This is a genomic window from Leifsonia sp. Root227 (assembly GCF_001428745.1).
Lineage (GTDB): Bacteria > Actinomycetota > Actinomycetes > Actinomycetales > Microbacteriaceae > Leifsonia.
Genome location: NZ_LMIO01000002.1, coordinates 307,486 through 327,694 on the forward strand (window position 1 = coordinate 307,486; position 20,209 = coordinate 327,694).

Genomic DNA, 20,209 nt, shown 5'->3' on the forward strand with positions numbered 1-20,209 from the left:
GCCCCGAACGCGGGTGGATTCGATTTCCACCCGTCCGCCCCGATGACAGATAATAGACAAACATCCACGAAAGGGGAGCTGCATGGCGGCCATGAAGCCGAGGACCGGGGACGGGCCAATGGAGGCTGTGAAGGAGGGTCGGCTCATTATCGTGCGGGTGCCGCTCGAAGGTGGGGGACGGCTCGTCGTCTCCGTCAACGACGCGGAAGCCAAAGAACTTCACGATGCTCTCGCGAGCGTCGTGACGACCTCCTAGCGCACACGAACGACTACCCGAAGAACGGGCCCCCGATGGGGCCCGTTCTGCGTTTCCGGGGCAGCATGGCGCTCCGAAGCGGCCGAACGGCTGCGGCGCTAGGGCGTCAGCTTGGTGAGCTGGAGCAGGCCGTCTCCGGCCGGTGACACGGCGGCGATGACGGCGCCGGACGCCGCGGTCTCTGTGATGAGTGTGCGGAAGCCGGTCGCGACGTCGTCGCGGGCGGCAGGGTCTGCGACGCGTCCCTTCCACAGGGCGTGCGCCACGAGCACGGTGCCGCCTGGGCGGACGAGCCGCAGCCCGTGCTCGACGTACTCGATCACCGAAGCGGGGTCGGCGTCGACGAAGACGATGTCGTAGGAGTTCTCGTTCATCCGGGGGAGCACCTCCAGTGCCCTGCCGGTGATGAGGCGCACGCGGTTGGATGCGATGCCGGCCTCGGTGAAGAAGCCGCGCGCGTGCTGCTGGTGGTCGACCTCCGCGTCGATCGAGGTGAGCTGCGCGTCCGTCCCCCCTGTGAGAAGCCACAGGCCGGAGACGCCGACGCCGGTGCCGATCTCCACGATGCTCTCCGCCGCCGTCGCTGCGACCACGATCGCGGCCTGCGCTCCGATGCTCGGGGCGATCGGCTCGATGCCCAGTTCGAGCGACTGCTGGCGTGCGCGCGCGATGACGTCGCTCTCGACGATGACGTCGTCGGCGAACTTCCAATTCGAATCTTTGTCAGACACAGTGCTCCCGATGCTCTCTCGACCCAGGATACGGCTCCGACGCACAGCGTCACCGCAGGCGCGACCGCGATACCCTTGTCTCGTGTTCGGTCTGACTTTCGACAAGTTGCTCATCGTGGCGGTGATCGCTGCGTTTCTGCTTGGTCCCGAACGTCTTCCGACCTACGCTGCCAAGCTCGGCAAGTTCACCAGGTCGCTCCGTGATTTCGCCAACGGCGCCAAGTCCAGGATGCGCGACGAGATGGGCCCGGAGTTCGACGAGGTCGACTGGAAGAAGCTCGACCCCCGCCAGTACGACCCGCGCCGGATCATCCGTGAGGCGTTGCTCGACGATCCCGCCGCCGCAGCCACGGTCACGGAGAGCGCCATCAAACCGGTGACAGAGTCGGCGTACGCGCAGCGCAAGCGCAAGCTCGAGGCCGGCTCCGTCCCGCCGTTCGACACCGAATCCACCTGAGCCGAATCCACCTGGCGGCTCCCGCATCCAATACGATGCGGGAATGATCGCAACGGAGCAGACGGTCGCGCGCGCGACGGTCACCCGCTACGCCATCGGCTCGCTTGGCACGGGTGGCTTCTCCACCCTCCCCGGCCTCGTCCTCGTCTACTACCTCACAGACTCTCTGGGGGTCGCCGCGATCGTCGCCGGCCTGGTGGTGACGCTCGCCAAGGTGTGGGATGTGGTGATCGACCCTGTGATCGGCGCCCGGTCCGACCGGATGCTCGCCGTCGGGGGGTCCCGTCGTCCGATGATGGTGCTCGGCGCCGTCTCGCTCCCCGCCTTCTTCCTGCTGACCTTCGCCGTGCCTGTCGGAACGCCGCAGCCGCTGGCCGTCGTGTGGGTGTTCCTGGCGTTCCTGCTCACGGCGACGGCGTTCAGCCTGTTCCAGGTGCCGTACATCGCGCTCCCGGCGGAGCTGGCGTCCGGCTACGACCAGCGGACCAGGCTGCTGACCTGGCGCGTCGTGGTCCTCACCTTCGCGATCCTGCTGTTCGGCGCCGGCGGCCCCGCGCTTCGTTCCCTCGGCGGCGACGACAGCTTCGCCGGGTACTTCCTGATGGCGCTCGTGGCCGGGGTGGTGATCGGGGCGGGGATGCTCGTGTCGGCGTTCGTCGCGCCGCGCGGACCGGCAGCCACGGTCGTGCCGCCGAAAGTGGGCGTGCTGACGACGCTGCGCACCAACTACGCGGCAGGCGTGCGGGTGCTCCGGGACAGCCAGCCGTTCCGCGCGCTGCTGCTGACCTTCCTGCTGCAGGGGCTCGCCACTGGGCTGATGCTGGCCGGCGCGAACTACGTCGCCACCTGGGTGCTGCACTCCGAGGACGCCGTGACGTTCCTGTTCGTCGCGCTGATCGGCCCCGCGCTGATCGTGACGCCGCTCTGGGGCGTGGTGTCGCGGCGGATCGGCAAGGAGCGCGGTTTCGTCGCGGCGAGCATCCTGTTCGGAGTGGCGGCGCTGTCGATGCTGCTGCTGCTCTGGGTCCCCGGCGCGTGGGTGTATGCGCCTGTCGCGCTGGTGGGAGCGGGGTACGCGGGGATGCAGTCGCTTCCGATGGCGATGCTGCCCGACGTCATCTCGCACGACGCCGCGCGCAACGGGCCGGGAAGGGCAGGGACGTTCGGCGGTATGTGGACGGCGGGGGAGACGACGGGAATGGCTCTCGGCGCGACCGTGCTGACGATCATCCTGGCGCTCACCGGCTACGTCTCCAGTTTCGTGACGACGACGTCGCATCCCGAGGCCGTGCAGTCCGCCGGCGCCGTCGCCGGCATCGTGATCGGCTTCAGCATCGTCCCAGCGGGGATCGTGGCGCTCAGCCTCCTCCCGCTCTCCCGGTATCGCCTGCGCAAGGAGGACATCGATGGTCGTGTTTGACTCGGCGGCGATCCTGGGGCGGTTGGCCGCGCTCAGGGCCGCGGACGCCCCGACCCACGGCGGGCGGGTGCTGAGCTACGTCTACGACTCCGGCCTCGCCGAGGTGGACGAACTCGCCGCGCAGGCGATGCGGCTGGTGCAGCCGGTCAACGGGCTCGACCCGACCACGTTCACGTCCGTCGCGGTGATGGAACGGGAGGTGCTCGGCTTCGCACGCGAACTGCTGCACGGCGCAGACGACGTGGTGGGCTCCGTCACCTCCGGCGGCACGGAGTCGTGCCTCCTCGCGGTGAAGACGGCGCGCGACGTCTGGCGGGCGGCGGGAGGAACGGGACGGGCACGGATGGTCGCGCCGGTGACCGTGCACGCGGCGTTCCAGAAGGCTGCGCACTACTTCGATGTGGAGCTGGAACTGGTCTCCGTGCATCCGGAGACCTGGGTGGTGGACGCCGCCGCCATCGTCGACAGGCTGGGGCCGGACGTGGCGCTCGTCGTGGTCTCTGCTCCCGGCTATCCGCTCGCGGCCCTCGATCCGGTGGAGGAGGTCGCAACGGCCTGTGCGGCGGAGGGCATCGCCTGCCATGTGGATGCGTGCATCGGCGGCTGGATCCTGCCGTTCTGGCGGGCTGCGGACGGTTCGCCGCTCCCGCTCTGGGACTTCCGCGTACCGGGCGTGACCAGCATCTCGGCCGACCTGCACAAGTTCGGCTATGCGCCGAAGGGTGCGAGCGTGCTGCTGCAGCGCGGACGGGACAGGCAGCGGATGCAGTACTTCGCCACCACGGGCTGGCCAGGCTATCCCGTGGTCAATCCGACGATGCTCGGCTCCAAGTCGGCCGGCGCGCTCGCGGCGTCGTGGGCGATCGTGCAGGCCCTCGGGGCGCGCGGGTTCGCCGAGCTCGCGGAGTCCTGCCGCAGGGCCACCAGAGCGCTGGCCGACATCGTCGGCGACATCGATGGGCTGCGGATCGTCGGCGACCCCGTCGGGCCGCTGCTCGCCGTCGCCACCGACGAGTCCGTTCCCGCCGAGCGCCGGGTCGACCCGCACCACTGGGCGGACAGGGCAGGGCACCGCGGCTGGCACCTGCAGTTGCAGCCGGGACTGGTGCAGCCGGACGGCACGCGCCTCCCGCACACCACGCACCTCACGATCACCCCGGTGACCGAGGAGCGCGTGGACGAGTTGGAGGCGGCGCTGCGCGCATCCGCCGACGAGGTGCGCGGCGTGCCGCGCGTGGACCCAGCCGCGATCCTGGGGGCGCTTCCGCCCGGGCTCGCGGAGGGGCTCGCGGGTGGGCAGGCGGCCGGACAGCTCGACGCGGAGTCCGCCTGGGGCGTTCTCCAGGCGATCGGGCTGGCCGGCGCGAGCGACGACACCTCCGGCGCCCGCTTGCCGGACGACCTGGCGCCGTTCCTGGCGCTGATCGAGGCGCTGCCGCGACCGCTCACCGAGCGGCTGCTGATCGAGCTGCTTGCTCGGATCGTGGAGCCGACGGAGAGCTGACGCGGGTCAGAGCACCGAGATCCCGAGCTTGCGCCCTGACAGCCCGCGCGCCCTGGTGGCGAGCCGGTCGGCCACCGAGCGGATCGCCTCCGCCGACGCATCCGCCGGGTCGGTCACCACGATCGGCGCACCCGTGTCGCCGCCCGCCCGCAACGGGATGCTCAGCGGCACGGAGGCGAGCAGCGGCACCTGCTCGTCCTGCCCGGCGGAGAGCCTGCGCGCGACCTCCGCGCCTCCACCGCTGCCGAACAGGTCGAGCACCGTGCCGTCCGGCTGGGGGAGCCCCGCCATGTTCTCGATGACGCCGATGACCTTCTGGCCGGTCTGCCTGGCGAGCACGCCGCTGCGCTCCGCGACGTCGGCGGCGGCCGGCTGAGGGGTGGTCACCACGATCACCTCGGCGTTCGGCAGGAGCTGGCCGACGGAGATGGCCACGTCGCCCGTGCCGGGTGGCAGGTCGAGCAGGAGCACGTCGAGATCACCGAAGAACACGTCGCCGAGGAACTGCTGGATGGTGCGGTGCAGCATCGGGCCGCGCCAGGCGACGGCGGCGGACGGTGAGTCGACGAACATCCCGATCGAGACCACCTTCACGCCGTATGCGACAGGGGGGAGGATCATGTCGTCGACGCGCGTCGGGCGCTGCGCGACCCCGTCGGCGTCGGTGAGGCCGAGGATGCCGGGGATGGAGAAGCCGTGCACGTCGGCGTCGACGATCCCCACCCGCAGGCCGCGCTCCGCGAGCGCCACGGCCAGGTTGGCCGTGACGGTCGACTTGCCGACGCCGCCCTTGCCGCTGGTCACCGCGTACACCCTGGTGAGCGAGTCCGGGCCGAACTGCTGCGCCCTGGACGCCCTGCCGCCGCGGAGCTTCTCGGTGAGCGCCCTGCGCTCCTCCTTCGACATCACGGTGACGTCGACCGTCACCGAGGTGACGCCTGGCACGCTCGCGGTGGCGGTGCGCACATCCCGTTCGATCGTGTCGGCAGCAGGGCAGCCGACGATGGTCAGCTTGACGCAGACGGTCGCGTTGCCCGACGGGTCGACGGTGACGTCGCCGACCATGTCGAGCTCGGTGATGGGCTTGCGGATCTCGGGGTCGAGCACGCCGCCGAGGGCGCGCCTGACCGTCCCAGGCAGGTCAGACACGTGCCTGCTCGCTGTCGTCCTCACGCTTGTCCAGATCGTCGAGGAGGGCGCGCAGCTCCGCGCGGATGAAGTCCTTCGTCGCCATGTCCTTGATCGCGAGCCGCAGCGCGACGACCTCGCGTGCCAGGTACTCGGTGTCGGCCAGGTTGCGCTCAGCGCGCTGCCTGTCCTGCTCGATCTGAACCCTGTCGCGGTCGTCCTGCCTGTTCTGGGCGAGCAGGATGAGCGGCGCGGCGTACGAGGCCTGCAGCGAAAGCACGAGCGTCAGAGCGATGAAGCCGAGCGAGATCGAGTCGAAGCGCCAGGCGACGGGGGCGAGCGTGTTCCAGGCCATCCAGAAGATGACGAAGACGGTGAGCCCGAGGATGAACCACGGGGTGCCCATCGCGCGGGCGATCCACTCGGTGAACCGGCCGAAGCGGTCGTTGTTGTCGACCGTTCCGCGGCGGGGGATGACGGTCGTGCGGAGGCCCTTGGGCGCATCCAGTCTGGTGTCCTGCTTACCTCGTGCCATTGCCGCCCCTCCTTCCGTTCACAATGCGGATACTGCCGGTCTGATCCGAGACGGGCGCGCGTTTCACGAGCTCGTCTTCGTCGTCGCGACTTCGCCAGTCGTCTGGCAGCAGGTAGTCGAGGATGTCGTCAATGGTCACCACCCCGACCAGTCGGTGGTTGTCGTCCACGACGGGGACGGAGACCAGGTTGTAGCTCGCCAGGATGCGCGACACCTCGGCCGCCGACGTGTTGGCCGTCACCGGCTCCAGGCTCGGGTCGAGCAGGGTGCCGAGGCGGACGTGCGGCGGGTAGCGGAGCATCCGCTGGAAGTGCACGACGCCGAGGAATCGCCCGGTGGGCGCCTCGTACGGCGGCAGGGTGACGCAGACTGCGGCCCCGAGCGCTGGCGCGAGCTCGTGCCTCCTGATGAGGGCGAGGCCCTCCGCGACGGTGGCGTCGGCGGAGACGATGATCGGCTCCGTGGTCATCAGACCGCCCGCGGTGTCCGGTGCGTAGCTCAGGAGCATGCGCACGTCCTCCGCCTCCTCCGGCTGCATCAGCTCGAGCAGGTGCTCTCCTCGCTCGTCGGAGAGCTGCGCGATGAGGTCGGCGGCGTCGTCCGGCTCCATCTGGTCGAGCACGTCGGCCGCGCGGTCGTCGTCGAGCTGGGCGAGGATCTGCACCTGCTCGCTCTCCGGCATCTCCTCGAGCACGTCGGCGAGCCGGTTGTCCGGCAGTTCCTCCGCGACTTCGAGCATCCGCTGCTGGGGGAGGTCGAGCAGCGTGTTCGCGAGGTCGGCCGGTTTCAGCTCGGAGTACGTCGCGATCAGCTGCTCGGCGGACTGCGCCTCGCCGCGTTCCTGCTTCTCGCGCACCTCGTTCCAGGAGGCGAAGGTGGTCGGCCCCTTGCCGAACGGGGACGACCCGGTCTTCGGGCGGCGCACGAACAACTGGCTGATCGCCCACTCGCCCGTCGACGACTCTTCGATCGCGACGTCCTCGATGGTCGCCTCGCCCGTGCCGTCCGCGAACACCACCTTGCGGCCGAGCATCTCGGCGATCACCCGCACCTCGCCGCCGCGCTGCTCGAACCGCCGCACGTTGATGAGCCCGGTGGTGATGATCTGGCCACTGCCGATGCTGGTCACGCGACCGATCGACACGAACACGCGGCGCTTGCCGGGGATCTCGACGATCAGGCCCACGACGCGCGGCGGATCGCTTTTGCGGTAGACCACCAGGACGTCGCGCACCTTGCCGACCCTGTCGCCTGCAGGGTCGAAAACGGTGCACCCGGCCAAACGGGCGACGAACACTCTGGTGGCACTCACAGGTAATAACTTAAGCCCTCCAGACGTGAGCAGCCTGCGGATGGAAGAATGGGGCGATGAGCAGTCAGAGCCCGCTAGGCGGACGCACCCGTGCCCTGTTCCCCACGCTGCCGCGGGGAGAGGTCGTCGCGACCTACGAAACGTACCCGGAGGCGCAGCAGGCGGTCGACGTTCTGGCCCGTGCCGACTTCCCCGTCGACAAGGTCTCGATCGTCGGAAGCGACCTGAAGAGCGTCGAGCGGGTGACAGGCAAGCTGACCTGGGGTCGCGTCGCCGTGGCCGGTGCGGCCTCCGGCGCCTGGCTCGGAATCTTCTTCGGACTGCTGCTTGTCATCTTCTCCCCGCAGGTCAGTTTCGCGTTCGTGATCGCCGCCGTGCTGATCGGCGCCGGGTTCGGGATGCTCTTCGGCATCGTGTCGTACGCCATCAACCGGCGCCGCCGCGACTACACCTCGGTGATGCAGGTGATCGCCACCAGCTACTCGGTGCTGGTGGACTCCGAGCTCGTCAACCGCGCCCGCAACCTGATGCAGGGCGGAACGGACGGCGGGCGGGAGGCGCCCGTCGCGCATCCGGCCGACCCGCCGGCGGCTCCGCACCCGAGCGACCCGCCGCCGCCGTTCCCTCCGACGCAGCATCCCAGCGACCCGCCGCCCGCTCCTCCTGCGCCTCCTGTGCCGCCCACCTCTCCCACCCCTCCTGCGCCGCCCGTCCCGCCGGCGCCGCCCGCGGCGGAGGAGCCCCGCTAAGCGCGAAAACGTTGTCCTGCGCCGCCCAGAAGGCGCATGATGAACTCGGCACGCCTACCCGGCACGACATCACCGAGGATCGTCATGAAGGAAGCCGCAGACCAGGACACTCCGAGCTCGGACGCGATCCGAGACCGGTTCGACACCCTGTCAGCACTCGCAGGAGACCTGGCAGGGCATTTCGCCGTCGAACCCCTGCTGGAGCGCATCCTGCGCCACACTCTGCACCTGCTGGACTGCGACAGCGGCTCGATCTGCACCGTGGACGAGACCGCTGGCACATACCGCAAGGACGCCGACCTCGGCGTCGGCTGCCAGTCCGGGCAGACCTTCCCGCTGGACGAGGGCGTCACGGGCGAGGTCGTTCGCGCCCGTCGCACGGTCGTGTTCGACGAGTACGCCGATGTGCGTGGCGGCCACATCACCGGAAGCGACCGTGACAGGCTGCACGCGACGATCGGCGTGCCGATCCGCTGGAACGACGCGATCATCGGGGCGCTCGTGCTGTTCAGCCGCGACCGGGCCAGGCGGTTCGGCTCGGCAGACGCCGCCCTGCTGGAGAGCTTCGCCGCCCACGCGGCCATCGCCATCACGAACGCGCGGCTGTTCGCCATCGCGGAGCAGCGCGCGCGGGAGGCCGCTGTCGCGTCCGAGCGCGAACGGGTGGTCAGGGATGTGCACGACACCGTGGGGAGAGGACTCGCCGACATCCTGCTCAACATCGACGAGGCCGAACGCCGGCTCGCGACGGGAGCCGATGCTGCCGTCGCCCTCGGCCAGGCGCGCGTCGCTGCCCGCTCCGCCCTCAGCGAGACCCAGCGCACGGTGCTCGGGCTGGGACCGGAACAGCTCGACGGTCGCTCGCTGAGCGAGGCGATCGCCCTGGAGCTCGCCTGGGCGGAATCCGCAGCGGGGCTGCGCACCGAGCTGGTCGCCGTCGGAGAGCCCGGCCTGCTCGCGGCGGAGACGGCCAGGCAGCTGTTCCGGATCGTGCAGGAGTCGCTGACGAACGTCGTCGAGCACGCAGGCGCATCCACCGTCAGGGTCGGCATCGTCTACGGGGAGAGCGACGTGACCGCGATCGTGGACGACGACGGCCGCGGGTTCGACGTCGCAGGGCTCGCCGACGCGCCGCGCCGCCCGCTGCGCGGCCTCGGGCTGCAGGGGCTCGCCGCTCGCGCACAGCACGTCGACGGGACGGTGCACATCGAGTCGACGCCAGGCTGGGGCACCAGGGTGCGCGCCGAACTCCCGGTGCGACCGGTGGAGCGCGACGAGCAGACGCACGCGCGCTGGCGGGTCATGGTTGTGCACGCGAGCGCCGTCATCCGGTCGGGGCTGGTCAGGATGCTCGCCCTGGCCGAGCCGGAGATCCAGGTGGTGGCGGAGGTCGCCGACGCGGAGAGCGCTGTGGAGGCGTACGACCTGCTGCGCCCGAACGTCGTGCTCGCCGACCTCGACCTGCCGCACGTCGACGGCGTGCAGCTCACGTCCTACCTGCGTGCGGCCGACCAGAAGGCGAGGGTCGTGCTGCTGATCGGGGCCGTCGCCGACGACAGGCTGCTGGGTGCGACAGGCGTCGGCGCCGTCGGGTTCATCGAGCAGAGTGCCGACGCTGCCGCCATCGCGCGCAGTGTCGTCGCCGCTGCCAGAGGCGATCTGCTGCTGAGCCCGGAGTTCCTCAGCAGGTACAGCGTCTCGCTGACCGGGGGAGGAGCGGACGACGCCTTCACCCCGCGCGAGCGGGAGGTGCGCGCCCTGATCCAGCTCGGCCGGCCGGACAAGCAGATCGCGGCCGAACTGCACATCTCGGTGAAGACGGTCGAGAAGCACGTCGGCTCGCTGCTGCGGAAGACCGGAGCGGCCAACCGCACGGCGCTCGCCGGTCTGGGCGCCCAGCGCGACTGAGGTGGGCGGGAGATCCCTACCTACCGGGTAGGGGGACCCCCGTGTCCGCAGCGGGCGCGGCCTGCATACGCTGGCAGCGGATCGAGGAGGTCGCCATGCCCGTCGTGTCGCTGAAGGAGATCGTGGACCGCGCGTTCGCGGAACGCTACGGCGTCCCCGCCATCAACATCGTCAACGACCTCACCCTCGAGGCGGTGCTCGCCGGGGCAGTGGATGCGCGTTCCCCCGTCATCGTGCAGACCTCCGTGAAGACGGTGAAGTCGATCGGCTCCGACGTGCTGTTCGCAATGTGGACGGCGATGACGAAGGACATCGACGTGCCCGTCACCCTGCACCTCGACCACTGCCCTGAGCGTGCCGTCATCACCGAGTGCCTGGACCGCGGCTGGAACTCTGTGCTGTTCGACGCATCCACGTTGACCGTCGAGGAGAACCAGCGGCAGACCGTCGAGGTCGTCGCGGAGGCGCGCAGGCACGGCGCGCACGTCGAAGGCGAGATCGAGGCGATCAAGGGCGTGGAGGACGGCATCGGCGCCGACACGGAGCCGGCCAGGCAGAGCCTCGACACCGCCATCCGCTTCATCACCGAGACCGGCGTAGATGTGTTCGCCCCCTCCATCGGCAACGCCCACGGCGTGTACTCGGCGACGCCGGAGCTCGACTTCGAGCGGGTCACCGACCTGGTGCAGGCCACGAACATCCCGATCGCCCTGCACGGCGGCAGCGGCATGACAACGCAGCAGTTCGGCGACCTCATTGCCAGGGGATGCGCGAAGGTCAACATCTCCACGGCGCTCAAGATCGAGTTCATGAAGGCCAACCTCGCCTTCCTGAAACAGGCGGAGGCGGGCGACAAGTGGGATCCCCCCTCGCTGTTCCGCGACGTGCGCTCGCACATCGTCTCGCTCACCACCGGGCTCGCCGACACCTTCGGCAGCGCAGGGAAGGCCTGGTGAGCCGTGCCTGCCCTCATCTTCGACTGCGACGGCGTGCTTGCTGACACCGAGCGGAACGGACACCTCCCCGCGTTCAACAGGACGTTCGAGGAGGAGGGCGTCCCCGCGCACTGGAGCGATGACGACTACCGGCAGAAGGTGCTCATCGGCGGAGGCAAGGAGCGCATGGCGAGCATCCTGACGCCGGAGTTCGTCGCGGCCACAGGGCTGCCGTCCGACGCTGACGGTCAGCGGGACATGCTCGCGCGCTGGCACAGGCGCAAGACGGCGATCTACACCGAGCTGGTGGAGTCCGGCGCGCTTCCGGCGCGGCCGGGCATCCGGCGGATCGCGGAGCAGGCGGACGCTGCTGGATGGGCGCTCGCTGTCGCATCCACGTCGGCGGAGCCCAGCGTGCGCGCCGTGCTCGAGCACGCGGTCGGGCCGGAGCTCGCCGCGCGGTTCAGCGTGTTCGCCGGCGATATCGTGCCGGCGAAGAAGCCGGCGCCCGACATCTACCTGCTCGCCATCGACAGGCTCGGGATCGGCGTGGACGACGCCGTGGTGATCGAGGACAGCGGCAACGGGGTGCAGGCGGCCGTCGCCGCGGGGCTCCGCACGGTCGTGACGGTGAGCACGTACACGGTCGACGAGGACTTCAGCGGCGCATCCATCGTGCTCAGCTCGCTCGGCGACGACGAGGAGCCCGCGCGGATCATCGCCGCGCCCGCCGGTGTGCGGCCGGGCGACACGGTGACCATCGACGACATCGCCGCGGTGCTCGCAGCGCCCAGGCCATCGGCGACGCCGGATAGGACAGCAGAGGACAGGACATGACGACGCAGAGCTTCAGCGACACCGAGTTCGTGGTCAACACGATCGCCAGGACGGCGGTCGACAACGAGAAGGAGTTCGGCGACCTCGACTCCGTCGTCGGAGACGGCGACTTCGGCTTCTCCCTCGCCCGCGGATTCGAGATCGTGCTCACCGACTGGGACACCTACGACCGCAGCGACATCGGCACGTTCCTGCAGAAGATCGCCGTGGTCATCACCGGCCGCATCGGCGGCACCTCCGGGCCGATCTGGGGCACGGCGTTCCTGCGCGGCGCGGCCATCGCGAAGGGCAAGGTCGAGCTCAGCGGCGACGATGTGGTCGCCATGCTCCGCTCCGTGATGGACGGCATCAAAGCCCGCGGCAACGCCGAACTCGGCGACAAGACGCTGCTCGACGCCATCGCCCCGATGACCGACGCCATCGAGAGCGGCCTCGCCGATGGCGCATCCAGTGACGAGATCGTCGCGCGCGCTGCCGCGGCGGCACGGGATGCGGCAGACGCGACGGTCACCATGCAGGCAAGACGCGGCAGGGCCGCGTACACGGGCGAGCGCAGCATCGGCTCGCCGGACCCCGGCGCCGTCGCCGTCGCGGTCATCCTCGAACGTCTCGCCTCCACCTGGGCGAGCCGACCTCTGCAGTCCCAGTGAACGACACCGAGCGAAACCCGTGGAGAGAACAATGAAGAAGTTCGTCAACGATCCGCAGCAGTACGTCCCGGAGATGCTCAAGGGCATCGCCCTCGCCAACCCTGACACCCTCCGGTACGTCCCGGAGTACAACCTCATCATGCGCACAGACGCGCCGAGGGAGGACAAAGTCTCGATCATCCAGGGCTCAGGCTCCGGGCACGAGCCTGCGCACGTCCTCACCGTCGGCCGCGGGATGCTCGACGGCGCCTGCCCAGGCGACGTCTTCGCCGCCCCGCCGATGGACTACGTCTACGAGACCACCAAGCTGCTCGCGTCGCCCAAGGGCGTGCTGCTGCTGGTGAACAACTACACCGGTGACCGGATGGCGTTCGACATGGCCCAGGAGATGAGCCTCGCGGACGGCGTCGACGTGAAGACCCTGTTCATCGACGACGATGTGTCGGTGAAGGACTCCACATACACGGTCGGTCGCCGCGGCGTCGCGGGGAACTTCTTCGTGATGAAGGCGGTCGGAGCGGCGTCCGAGGCGGGAGCGGACCTCGACGAGCTGATCAGGATCGGCGAGAAGGTCAACTCCGTCACCCGCACGATGGGGCTCGCCCTCACCGCCTGCACGCCGCCGGCCAAGGGCTCCCCGCTGTTCGAACTGGGCGACGACGAGATCGAGATCGGCGTCGGCATCCACGGTGAGCCAGGACGACGCCGCGCGAAGATCGAGCCGGCGAACGACCTGGTCGACGAACTCCTCGAACCGGTCATCGCCGACCTGCCGTACGTGAGCGGCGACCGGGTGGCGCTGATGGTCAACGGCCTCGGCGGCACACCGATCAGCGAGCTGTACATCGCGTACGGCTATGCGCACGAACAGCTCGCTGCGCGCGGCATCACGGTCGCCCGCAGCTATGTGGGCGAGTACTGCACCTCGCTCGACATGGCCGGCGCATCCATCACCCTGGTGCGGCTCGACGACGAGATCGAGCAGTTGCTGGCCGCGCCCGCCGAGATCGGACTGCACATCTTCTGACGCTGCGCGATCCGATCCGCGGCTGCGCTGGCCGACGCCCGAGAACTCAGCGCAGCCGCCGGACCCACGCCTCGACGTCGTCCGCGGTGCGCGGGATGGCGATGGAGAGGTTCTCCGCGCCGTCCTCCGTCACCAGGATGTTGTCCTCGATGCGCACGCCGATGCCGCGGAACGCCTCCGGAACCGTGAGGTCGTCCGGCTGGAAGTACAGCCCCGGCTCGATCGTGAACGTCATGCCGGCTTCGAGCACGCCGTCGAGGTAGAGCTCGCGGCGGGCCTGCGCGCAGTCGTGCACATCCAGCCCGAGGTGGTGGCTGGTGCCGTGCACCATGTAGCGGCGGTGGTGCTGGTTGTCGGCCTGCAGCGCCTCCTCCGCGGTGACGGGGAGCAGACCCCACTCGGCTGTGCGCTTCGCGATCACGCCCATGGCGGTCGCGTGGATCTCGCGGAACCGGATGCCTGGCCGCACGATGGCGAATGCAGCGTCCGCTGCCTCGCGCACCGCCTCGTAGACCAGGCGCTGCGTCTCGCTGAACGTGCCGTCGATGGGGAAGGTGCGCGTGATGTCGGCGGTGTAATAGCTGTCGACCTCGACGCCGGCGTCGAGCAGGATGAGGTCGCCTGGCACCACAGGGCCGTCGTTGCGCGTCCAGTGCAGGATGCACGCGTGCGGCCCGCTCGCCGCGATCGTGTCGTAGCCGACCGCGTTTCCGTCAGCGCGGGCGCGTCCGTTGAACACGCCCTCCACCAGGCGCTCGCCCCGTGGATGCGCTGTGATCCGCTCCAGGTCGCCGATCACGTCGTCGAAGCCCAGCGCTGTGGCGGCGACGGCGGCGCGCAGCTCCGCGATCTCGTACGCGTCCTTGACGAGCCGCAGCTCGGACAGGTCCCGGGCGAGCTGGTCGTCCGCCTCATGCTGCTCCGGGTCGTAACCGGGGGCGGACGCGTCGTCACCTGCGAGGACGATGCGCAGCGCATCCACCGTGTCGGTCAGCGCAGGGTCGGCCTCGCGCAGGACCAGGGTGTCCGCATCCGTGGCGTCGATGACGGCGTCGAGCTCGGCGATGCCTCTGGTCGGCAGGGCGAGGTCGCTGGCGACCTGCGCGAGCGACGGGCGGGGTCCGATCCAGAACTCGCCGATCTCCGGGTTGGCGTAGAACTCGTCGGAGTCCCTGCCCGCCCGCTCGCGGAAGTAGAGGGTGGCGTCGTGACCGGCGTCCGTCGGCTCGAGCACCAGGACGCTGCCGGGCTCGGAGTCGGAGCCCCAGCCGGTGAGGTGGGCGAACGCCGAGTGCGCGCGGAAGGCGTAGTCGGTGTCGTTGGAGCGCTGCTTGAGGCGACCGGCGGGAATGATCACGCGCTTGCCGCGGTACAGCTCGGAGACCTTCGCGCGCCTGGCGGCCGCGAACGAGGCCTGCTCCCTGGCCTCTGGCAGGGTTTCCTCCCGCTCCGCCCACCCGCTTCCGATGAACTCCTTGAAGCCGTCGGAGCCCGGCGTGGTGGACCTGCTGGACGTGGCGCGAGGAGCGGGGGCGGCGGTTGCTGGCTGAGTCGGCTGCTGCGAGGACATGCCGACCATTCTTCCACTCCTAGGATGGAGTGCATGGCTGATGAGCGACGCTTCCGTGGTCCCATCGACCTGCACACCCACTCGTCCGTCTCCGACGGCACGGAGACACCGGCCGAGCTGGTACGGGCAGCAGCGGTCGCCGGGCTCGGCACCGTCGCGCTCACCGACCACGACTCCACAGCAGGGTGGCTGGATGCGGCTGCCGCCGGTGCAGAGGTCGGGGTCACCGTCATCCCCGGCATGGAGCTCAGCACCCGCATCGAGTTCGCGAGCGTGCACATGCTCGGCTACCTCTTCGACCCCGGCAACCCTGCGCTGGTCGCGGAGACGGCGCGCATCCGCCAGGGGAGGCTGACCCGCGCCGAGGAGATGGTCGACCGCATCGCGCAGGACTACGACATCACCTGGGCGGACGTGATGGATCAGGCGACGGAGGGCGCGACGGTCGGCAGGCCGCACATCGCAGACGCGCTCGTGGCCCGCGGGCTCGCCACGGACCGCAGTGCGGCTTTCGCCGGCATCCTGCACTGGCGGGGAGGCTACTACCAGCCGCACTACGCGCCGGCGCCGCTGACCGGGGTGCGGCTGATCCGCGAGGCGGGCGGCGTTCCCGTGCTCGCGCATCCCGCGACGGGCGGCCGCGGACGGGTGATCCCCGAGGATCGTCTGGCCAGACTGGTGGATGCGGGTCTGTTCGGCCTGGAGATCGACCACCGCGAGAACACCGAGGACGGCAAGGCCAGACTGCACGAGCTCGCCGCCAGATTCGGGCTCGCTGTGACGGGCTCCAGCGACTACCACGGGGAGGGGAAACCGAACCGGCTGGGGGAGAACACCACCGATCCTGAGGTTCTTGACAGGATCATCGAAGAAGCGACAGGCGCGGCGCCCTTCTACGCGTCCTGACTTTTTGTGCTTAGCCTGGGTCGGGCGCGAACGATCGCGCTTTGCGAGAACGCACGCGAATCGAGGTCTGGTGTGAGCCGAGGACGCTGGTCGGCGACAGCCGCAGCCGCGGTGCTCATCGCCGCCATCGTGACGGCCGGCGGTGCATCCCCTGCTCTCGCCGACACGTCATACCCGTCGTGGGACGACGTGCAGGCCGCGAAGGCGAACGCCGCGGCCAGCCAGGCGGAAGTCGACCGCATCAACGGCCTGCTCGCCACCCTGCAGACCTCGGCGAACGCGGCAGGCGACCTCGCCGTCAAGCGGGCAGGGGAGTACGGGCAGGCGGAGGCCGCCCTGCAGACCGCGACCCAGAAGGCAGACGACCTGCGCGGCGAGGCGGAGTCCGCGACGACCAAGGCAGCGTCGCTGCGTTCGCAGAGCGGAAAGCTCGCAGAGCAGCTCACACGCTCCGGTGGCTCGGAGCTGTCTGTCCGGCTCTTCCTGACCGGCAACAACTCCGCCACCTCATCCCAGCTCCTCTACCAGCTCGGCGCGATGTCGAAGCTGGCCGACCAGGCGAGCACGCTGTTCGCGCAGGCCACGGCGCAGAAGAACCTGGCCGCATCCCTCAGCCAGCAGGCGGCGGCGGCACGCACCATCCGCGACCAGTTGGCGACGCAGGCCAAGACGGCGCTGGATGCTGCGAAGGCGGCGAAGCAGGCTGCGGATGCGCAGCTCGCCGACCAGAAGCAGCACGCCACAACGCTCTACGCCCAGCTCGCCACGCTGAAGAACACCGAGGCGTCCGTCGAGCAGAAGTACGCCGAGGGCGTCCAGGCCGCGCAGGAAGCGGCGGCTCAGGCGGCCGCAGCCGCTGCGGCGGCCGGCGACGGTGGAGCGGACGGCTTCGCGCCGCCGCCGGGCGTCGACGTCGATCCGGCCGGCGCCCAGAACTACGCCTCCAGCGTGCTCGGCTCGTACGGCTGGGGCGGCGATCAGATGGGCTGCCTCATCCGGCTGTGGAACCAGGAGTCCGGTTGGCGCACGGACGCGTACAACACCTCCAGTGGCGCGTACGGCATCCCGCAGGCGCTCCCGGCGAGCAAGCTCGCGAGCGCGGGCAGCGACTGGATGACCAACTACCGCACCCAGATCAACTGGGGCCTCGGCTACATCAGCGGCCGCTACGGCTCGCCCTGCGGGGCCTGGAACCACGAAATCGGCTACAACTGGTACTGATCCCCGCCGCCAACGCAATCGAGCCCGGACTTCTTCACCCGCCACGCCGAGGCGATGGGGGAAGAAGTCCGGGCTCGATTGCTGTGAGGCCTAGGCGGTGGGAGCCGCGGGGGCTCCACCGCGGGAGCGGCGGCGACGGCGGCGCGGTGCGCTGTTGCCGTCGTGGTGCTCTGCCCCTCCGCCGTCGTGGGTGCCTGCCGCCTGCACGGGCGCGTCCGCGGCGGGAGCGGTCTCTGCCGCTCCTGTTCCGCTCGGGCGTCCTCCGCGGGTGCGGCGGCGACGGGGCTGGCCGTCGCCTGCGGTGTCAGCGGAGCGCTGGCCGCCCTCGGAGCGTCCGCCCTCGGAGCGTCCGCCGGAGCGACCGCCGTCCGAGCGTCCGCCGGAGCGTGGCGCGCTCTCGGTCTTCACGGCGGGGGTCGCCTTGAGGCGGCCCTTCGATCCTGCAGGGATGTCCAGGTCGCTGAACAGGTGCGGAGACGACGAGTACGTCTCGGTCGGCTCCGGCTGCCCGAACTCGAGAGCGCGGTTGATCAGCGCCCACTTGTGCAGGTCTTCCCAGTCCACGAAGGTGACGGCGATGCCCGTCTTCCCCGCGCGGCCGGTGCGGCCCGCACGGTGCAGGTAGGTCTTCTCGTCGTCCGGGATGGTGTGGTTGATCACGTGCGTGACGTCGTCGACGTCGATGCCGCGGGCGGCGACGTCCGTGGCGATCAGGATGTCCTTCTTGCCTGCCTTGAACGCGGCCATGGCGCGCTCGCGCTGCTCCTGGTTGAGGTCGCCGTGCACGGCTGCGGCGTTGAAGCCGCGGTCGTTGAGCTCCTCGACCAGCTTGGCGGCTGCGCGCTTGGTGCGCGTGAAGACGACCGTCTTGCCGCGGCCCTCCGCCTGGAGGATGCGGGCGACGACCTCGTCTTTGTCGAGCGAGTGCGCGCGGTAGATCAGGTGCTTGATGTTCGCCTGGATCTGGCCCTCGTCGGGGTCCGTCGCGCGGATGTGGATGGGGCGCGTCATGAAGCGACGGGCCAGCGCCACGATCGGGCCGGGCATCGTCGCCGAGAACAGCATGGTGTGGCGGGTGGCAGGGGTCTGCGCGAACAGCTTCTCGATGTCGGCGAGGAAGCCGAGATCGAGCATCTTGTCCGCCTCGTCCAGCACCATCTCGCGCACGTTGCCGAGGTTGAGGAGGCGCTGCCCTGCGAGGTCGAGCAGACGGCCTGGGGTGCCGACCACGATCTGCGCGCCGGACTTGAGCTGCGCGATCTGCCCTTCGTACGCCTTGCCGCCGTAGATGGCGACGACCTCTGTGTCGCGGTTCGCGGCGGCCTGCGAGAGGTCCTCGAAGACCTGGACGCACAGCTCGCGGGTCGGAACGACGACGAGAGCCTGCACGCCCGGCTCCGGGTGGAGGCCGAGGCGCTGGATGATCGGGAGGCCGAAGCCGAAGGTCTTGCCCGTTCCCGTCTTGGCCTGGCCGATGATGTCCTGGCCGTCGAGCGCGAGCGGGATGGTCTGCGCCTGGATGGGGAACGGCTCGATGATGCCCTTGGCTGCGAGCGCATCGACCATGTCCTGGTCGACGTTGAGTTCTGAGAATGTCACTGGTGAATATGCCTGTCGATCGTGAGTGAAAGGTCTACGCCTTGTCCTCGTTCGCAGGCGTAGGGCCGTCGATCCAGCGCCGACGGCATCACAAGCCTACTGGACGTCCCCGTTACACTGCTGTACGTGGCATCCCTGTTCTCCCGACGCCGGCCTCCGGTCGAGCTTCCCCGTCTGACGCCGCGGAGCACGCCGACGCAGGCGATCCGCATCGATCTGCACGAGGTGATGCCCGATCTGCTGCCGTATCTCGGCCAGGCCGCCTACCTCCAGCTCGAGGCGTTCCAGACGCTCTCCCGTGTCGTCGGCGAGGTGGATGCGCTCTCCGCGAAGGAAAAGGTGTCTGCCGCGGCCGGGCACGCGCTCTCCAAGCACCAGGGTGTCGTGGCGGAGATCAGGCGCAGGGGAGACGATCCGGCGGAGGTGATGAAGCCGTTCGCCGACGAGATCGACGGCTTCAGCGCGCTGACCACGGGATCGGACTGGCGGGAGACGCTCCTCGCCGTCCTGGTGACGAGCGGACTGCTCGACGACTTCTTCATCCGGCTCTCCGTCGGCCTTCCCGGCGACGTCGGCCCCCGCATCGGGCAGCTGCTCGGCTCCGACGGCGGCCAGGACGGCATCCTGGACGTGCTGCGCGACGAGATCGAGGCGGACCCCAAGCTGGCGTCGCGGCTCGCGATGTGGGGCAGGCGCCTCGTCGGGGACACCCTGCTCGTGGCACGCTCTGCGCTGCACCTCTCCGGCAATGCCGCGAAGGACGACGAGCGCATCGAGCCGATCTTCACCGAGCTGATCGCGGCGCACACGCGCCGCATGGACGCCCTCGGGCTCACCGCGTAACGGCTCGGCGCCGGGCAGAAGCATCCATCAGGTGGATGCGCGGACCGGGCTCAGCGCGCGACGGCGCCCTTGCTGAGGTCGGCGAGCAGACGGTCGTCCTGCGCCGTGCGGACGCGGCCGATCACGATGTCGGACACCGCGACGATGACGGCGGTCCCGACGAGCGTGATCCACCAGATCCAGCCGCCGTTCCACTTCAGGCCCGCCCAGGTGAGCGCGACCCAGAGGGCGCTCGACACCATGACCCCGAGAGCGGGGATGAGCACGGCGCCGTGCGTGTGACGGTGCGGCAGGAAGTAGCGCGCTGCGAGGCCGATGATGGCCCCGCCGAGTGCGACGAAGAGCAGTTCCACGCTGGCGAATCTAGCCGACGAAGCCGATGCGGCGCGACTCGTCGGAGCCGACCTCGACGTATGCGATGCCTGCCGTCGGGATGACGTACAGCTTGCCCTTGTTGTCGGTGAGGCGGACGAAGCCGGTGCCGCTCGAGAGCGCTGCCTCCACCTGCGAGGCGATCTCCTCCGCCGTCTGCGACGACTCGAAGCTGAGCTCGCGAGGAGCGTTGACGATTCCGATGCGGATCTCCACGTGTGGTGCCTTTCGAATCTGACCGGCGGATGT

The 20,209-nt window shown here is 69.8% G+C and carries 21 protein-coding genes; 13 read left to right on the forward strand and 8 right to left on the reverse strand.

The window, feature by feature from the left end:
* The first annotated feature begins 82 nt into the window (after positions 1 to 82).
* Entirely contained in the window at positions 83 to 256 is a 174-nt protein-coding gene (locus ASE16_RS19370) for a DUF3117 domain-containing protein (protein ID WP_082581279.1), read from the forward strand.
* A gap of 98 nt (positions 257 to 354) precedes the next feature.
* Here the strand turns inward: ASE16_RS19370 and ASE16_RS06380 are convergent, their stop codons facing one another.
* Positions 355 to 987, reverse strand: a complete 633-nt coding sequence (locus ASE16_RS06380) for an O-methyltransferase (RefSeq protein ID WP_055892463.1) — start codon at positions 985 to 987, stop codon at positions 355 to 357.
* 82 nt (positions 988 to 1,069) lie between these two features.
* On the opposite strand from ASE16_RS06380, the gene ASE16_RS06385 reads away from it, so the two are divergent.
* From ASE16_RS06385 to ASE16_RS06395, 3 genes are read left to right on the forward strand one after another with little or no spacing between them, the layout of a single operon-like run.
* Positions 1,070 to 1,444: a twin-arginine translocase TatA/TatE family subunit gene (locus tag ASE16_RS06385; protein WP_055892466.1), complete on the forward strand. Its 375-nt coding sequence runs from the start codon at positions 1,070 to 1,072 to the stop codon at positions 1,442 to 1,444.
* A 43-nt stretch (positions 1,445 to 1,487) separates the two neighbouring features.
* On the forward strand, positions 1,488 to 2,864 hold the full coding sequence (locus ASE16_RS06390) for an MFS transporter (protein ID WP_055892470.1): 1,377 nt from the start codon (positions 1,488 to 1,490) through the stop codon (positions 2,862 to 2,864).
* Positions 2,851 to 4,368 carry a pyridoxal phosphate-dependent decarboxylase family protein gene (locus ASE16_RS06395; protein WP_055892473.1) on the forward strand — a complete coding sequence of 506 codons (1,518 nt, stop codon included), beginning with the start codon at positions 2,851 to 2,853 and terminating at the stop codon, positions 4,366 to 4,368. Before ASE16_RS06390 ends, ASE16_RS06395 begins: the two co-directional genes overlap by 14 nt.
* A gap of 6 nt (positions 4,369 to 4,374) precedes the next feature.
* Here the strand turns inward: ASE16_RS06395 and ASE16_RS06400 are convergent, their stop codons facing one another.
* Genes ASE16_RS06400 through ASE16_RS06410 form a run of 3 tightly spaced genes read right to left on the reverse strand, consistent with a single transcriptional unit; the run spans position 4,375 to position 7,343 of the window.
* A complete protein-coding gene (locus ASE16_RS06400; protein ID WP_157480171.1) occupies positions 4,375 to 5,517 on the reverse strand; it encodes an Mrp/NBP35 family ATP-binding protein in 1,143 nt (380 codons plus the stop codon).
* Positions 5,510 to 6,031, reverse strand: coding sequence for a DUF1003 domain-containing protein (locus ASE16_RS06405; protein WP_055892479.1), 522 nt, complete (start codon positions 6,029 to 6,031; stop codon positions 5,510 to 5,512). The genes ASE16_RS06400 and ASE16_RS06405 overlap by 8 nt, the downstream gene beginning before the upstream one ends.
* Positions 6,018 to 7,343, reverse strand: a complete 1,326-nt coding sequence (locus tag ASE16_RS06410) for a magnesium transporter MgtE N-terminal domain-containing protein (RefSeq protein ID WP_055892482.1) — start codon at positions 7,341 to 7,343, stop codon at positions 6,018 to 6,020. Before ASE16_RS06410 ends, ASE16_RS06405 begins: the two co-directional genes overlap by 14 nt.
* A gap of 56 nt (positions 7,344 to 7,399) precedes the next feature.
* On the opposite strand from ASE16_RS06410, the gene ASE16_RS06415 reads away from it, so the two are divergent.
* The 6 genes from ASE16_RS06415 (at position 7,400) to dhaK (ending at position 13,449) form a co-directional block, all read left to right on the forward strand.
* On the forward strand, positions 7,400 to 8,092 hold the full coding sequence (locus ASE16_RS06415) for a general stress protein (protein ID WP_055892485.1): 693 nt from the start codon (positions 7,400 to 7,402) through the stop codon (positions 8,090 to 8,092).
* An 84-nt stretch (positions 8,093 to 8,176) separates the two neighbouring features.
* Positions 8,177 to 10,000: a GAF domain-containing protein gene (locus tag ASE16_RS06420; protein WP_055892488.1), complete on the forward strand. Its 1,824-nt coding sequence runs from the start codon at positions 8,177 to 8,179 to the stop codon at positions 9,998 to 10,000.
* Positions 10,001 to 10,095: 95 nt separating this feature from the next.
* Positions 10,096 to 10,956 (forward strand): class II fructose-bisphosphate aldolase, encoded by an 861-nt coding sequence (locus ASE16_RS06425; RefSeq protein WP_055892491.1) that lies wholly within the window; start codon positions 10,096 to 10,098, stop codon positions 10,954 to 10,956.
* A 3-nt stretch (positions 10,957 to 10,959) separates the two neighbouring features.
* Positions 10,960 to 11,772: an HAD-IA family hydrolase gene (locus tag ASE16_RS06430; RefSeq protein ID WP_055892494.1), complete on the forward strand. Its 813-nt coding sequence runs from the start codon at positions 10,960 to 10,962 to the stop codon at positions 11,770 to 11,772.
* Positions 11,769 to 12,422 (forward strand): dihydroxyacetone kinase subunit DhaL, encoded by a 654-nt coding sequence (gene dhaL / locus ASE16_RS06435; RefSeq protein WP_055892497.1) that lies wholly within the window; start codon positions 11,769 to 11,771, stop codon positions 12,420 to 12,422. Before ASE16_RS06430 ends, dhaL begins: the two co-directional genes overlap by 4 nt.
* Before the next feature lie 31 nt (positions 12,423 to 12,453).
* Positions 12,454 to 13,449, forward strand: coding sequence for a dihydroxyacetone kinase subunit DhaK (dhaK, locus tag ASE16_RS06440; protein WP_055892499.1), 996 nt, complete (start codon positions 12,454 to 12,456; stop codon positions 13,447 to 13,449).
* 46 nt (positions 13,450 to 13,495) lie between these two features.
* Here dhaK and ASE16_RS06445 read toward each other — a convergent pair whose 3' ends face one another.
* Positions 13,496 to 15,019 (reverse strand): aminopeptidase P family protein, encoded by a 1,524-nt coding sequence (locus ASE16_RS06445; protein ID WP_055894347.1) that lies wholly within the window; start codon positions 15,017 to 15,019, stop codon positions 13,496 to 13,498.
* 33 nt (positions 15,020 to 15,052) lie between these two features.
* Between ASE16_RS06445 and ASE16_RS06450 the strand changes: the two genes are divergently transcribed.
* Together ASE16_RS06450 and ASE16_RS06455 are read left to right on the forward strand one after the other, a co-directional pair.
* The gene (locus ASE16_RS06450; RefSeq protein ID WP_055892503.1) at positions 15,053 to 15,925 is read left to right on the forward strand and encodes a PHP domain-containing protein; all 873 of its coding nucleotides are present in this window, start codon (positions 15,053 to 15,055) and stop codon (positions 15,923 to 15,925) included.
* Positions 15,926 to 15,997: 72 nt separating this feature from the next.
* Positions 15,998 to 17,146, forward strand: coding sequence for a lytic transglycosylase domain-containing protein (locus tag ASE16_RS06455; RefSeq protein WP_055892506.1), 1,149 nt, complete (start codon positions 15,998 to 16,000; stop codon positions 17,144 to 17,146).
* 90 nt (positions 17,147 to 17,236) lie between these two features.
* On the opposite strand, the gene ASE16_RS06460 is transcribed toward ASE16_RS06455, so the two are convergent.
* Positions 17,237 to 18,745 (reverse strand): DEAD/DEAH box helicase, encoded by a 1,509-nt coding sequence (locus ASE16_RS06460; RefSeq protein WP_055892510.1) that lies wholly within the window; start codon positions 18,743 to 18,745, stop codon positions 17,237 to 17,239.
* A 126-nt stretch (positions 18,746 to 18,871) separates the two neighbouring features.
* Here ASE16_RS06460 and ASE16_RS06465 point away from each other — a divergent pair, with 126 nt between their 5' ends.
* Positions 18,872 to 19,588 carry a ferritin-like fold-containing protein gene (locus ASE16_RS06465; protein ID WP_055892514.1) on the forward strand — a complete coding sequence of 239 codons (717 nt, stop codon included), beginning with the start codon at positions 18,872 to 18,874 and terminating at the stop codon, positions 19,586 to 19,588.
* Between the two features lie 50 nt (positions 19,589 to 19,638).
* Here the strand turns inward: ASE16_RS06465 and ASE16_RS06470 are convergent, their stop codons facing one another.
* Positions 19,639 to 19,941, reverse strand: a complete 303-nt coding sequence (locus tag ASE16_RS06470; RefSeq protein WP_055892517.1) for a hypothetical protein — start codon at positions 19,939 to 19,941, stop codon at positions 19,639 to 19,641.
* A 10-nt stretch (positions 19,942 to 19,951) separates the two neighbouring features.
* Positions 19,952 to 20,176 (reverse strand): DUF3107 domain-containing protein, encoded by a 225-nt coding sequence (locus ASE16_RS06475; RefSeq protein WP_055892520.1) that lies wholly within the window; start codon positions 20,174 to 20,176, stop codon positions 19,952 to 19,954.
* Positions 20,177 to 20,209: the final 33 nt, after the last annotated feature.